Source organism: Butyricicoccus sp. (assembly GCF_050872565.1).
GTDB lineage: Bacteria > Bacillota > Clostridia > Oscillospirales > Butyricicoccaceae > Butyricicoccus_A.
Map to the genome: position 1 here is coordinate 1 of NZ_JBNMHC010000433.1, position 1,645 is coordinate 1,645.

Here is a 1,645-nt window from a genome sequence, read left to right on the forward strand (position 1 = left end):
AGCTGGGCGTCAAGCGCGTCATTATCGGCTCTGCGGCGGTGAAGAATCCGGAATTTGTCAAGGAAGCCTGCGAGAAATACGGTGATAAAATTGCTGTCGGCATTGATGCACTGCACGGCACCGTTCGTACCGAGGGCTGGATCAAGGACAGCGGCACGGATTACATTGCTTTTGCCAAGCTGATGGAGTCTTACGGCGTCCAGACCATCATCTTTACGGATATTGATAAGGACGGTATGCTGTCTGGCCCGAACTTTGCTCAGCTGCAGGCACTGCGCGATGCCGTTTCCTGCGGCATTGTGGCATCCGGCGGCGTTTCTACGCTGGAAGACATTGCAAAACTGCGCGATATGGGCATTGAAGAAGCCATTGCCGGTAAAGCCGTTTATACCGGTCAGCTGGATGTCAAGCAGGCAATTACTGTGGCAGCAGGGGAGGCGTAACGATGCTCGCAAAACGTATTATCCCTTGCTTGGATGTCAATGATGGCCGTGTGGTCAAGGGCGTCAACTTTGTCAATCTGCGCGATGCAGGCGATCCGGTAGAACTGGCAACCTTTTATTCGCAGCAGGGCGCGGATGAGATTGTCTTTTTGGACATTACAGCGACCTATGAGAACCGCCAGACCATTGCGGACGTAGTACGCCGCACCGCACAGCAGGTGTTTGTTCCGCTGACTGTCGGCGGCGGCATCCGCACAAGCGATGACTTTAAGGAACTGCTCCGCGCCGGTGCAGATAAGATTTCTGTCAACTCGGCGGCTGTGTCCAACAAGCAGCTCATTGCAGAGGCTGCACAGAAGTTCGGCAGCCAGTGTGTGGTTGTCGCGATTGACGCACGTGCTTGCACCGATTTGGAACAGTGTCCGAGCGGCTATGAGGTATATGTGGCAGGCGGCAGAAAGCCGACGGGTTTGGACGCTGTCGCATGGGCAAAGGAAGTCTATGCGCTGGGCGCAGGCGAAATTCTGCTGACTTCGATGGACAAGGACGGCACAAAATCCGGTTTTGAGCTGAATTTGACGGATATGGTCGCACAGTCTGTCGGCATTCCGGTCATTGCATCCGGCGGCTGCGGCAATTTGGAGCATTTTGCTGAAGTATTTGAAAAGACCGGTGCCGATGCGGCTCTGGCGGCTTCTCTGTTCCATTACGGAGAGCTGACAGTTCCGCAGGTAAAGGAATATCTGAACGGCAAGAACATTCCGGTAAGACTGTGAGGAAATACGATGAATTTAGATAAATTTTTCAAAAAAGGAGAGCTGATTCCGGTTATCTGTCAGGATGAGCGGAACAATGAAGTGCTCATGCTGGGCTATGCCAATAAGCAGGCTCTAGCAAACACCATGGAGACCGGCACCGCGTGGTTTTTCTCGCGCAGCCGTCAGAAGCTGTGGAACAAGGGCGAAACTTCGGGCAATTTCATTTTTGTCAGCGAGATTTTGACCGACTGCGATGATGATACACTCATTTATCGCGGTATTCCGAAGGGACCGACTTGCCACACCGGCAATCGCACCTGCTTCTATCAGGAACCAATCTGGAAAAAGCCAGAGGAATAAGAAAAAAGGCACGAGACCGCAAGCTGCGGCTTCGTGCCTTTGTTTTTGGAGTACATATGGGTCACCTCGTGAAAAGAATTGTGC

Annotated in this window: 3 protein-coding genes; all 3 read left to right on the forward strand. The window is 52.7% G+C overall.

Annotation, left to right across the window (positions count from 1 at the left end):
• The coding region (locus ACR0P9_RS12220; RefSeq protein ID WP_432620539.1) for a HisA/HisF-related TIM barrel protein at positions 1 to 443 on the forward strand (443 nt) is incomplete at its 5' end.
• A gap of 2 nt (positions 444 to 445) precedes the next feature.
• Positions 446 to 1,219: an imidazole glycerol phosphate synthase subunit HisF gene (hisF, locus tag ACR0P9_RS12225; RefSeq protein ID WP_432620541.1), complete on the forward strand. Its 774-nt coding sequence runs from the start codon at positions 446 to 448 to the stop codon at positions 1,217 to 1,219.
• A gap of 9 nt (positions 1,220 to 1,228) precedes the next feature.
• Positions 1,229 to 1,561, forward strand: coding sequence for a phosphoribosyl-AMP cyclohydrolase (gene hisI, locus ACR0P9_RS12230; RefSeq protein WP_216470727.1), 333 nt, complete (start codon positions 1,229 to 1,231; stop codon positions 1,559 to 1,561).
• Positions 1,562 to 1,645 lie beyond the last annotated feature (84 nt).

What these genes read in the sequence shown, in the direction of transcription:
- hisF (WP_432620541.1), top strand. Translation starts at nt 446, where the DNA reads ATGCTCGCAAAACGTATTATCCCTTGCTTGGATGTCAATGATGGCCGT.
- hisI (WP_216470727.1), top strand. Translation starts at nt 1,229, where the DNA reads ATGAATTTAGATAAATTTTTCAAAAAAGGAGAGCTGATTCCGGTTATC.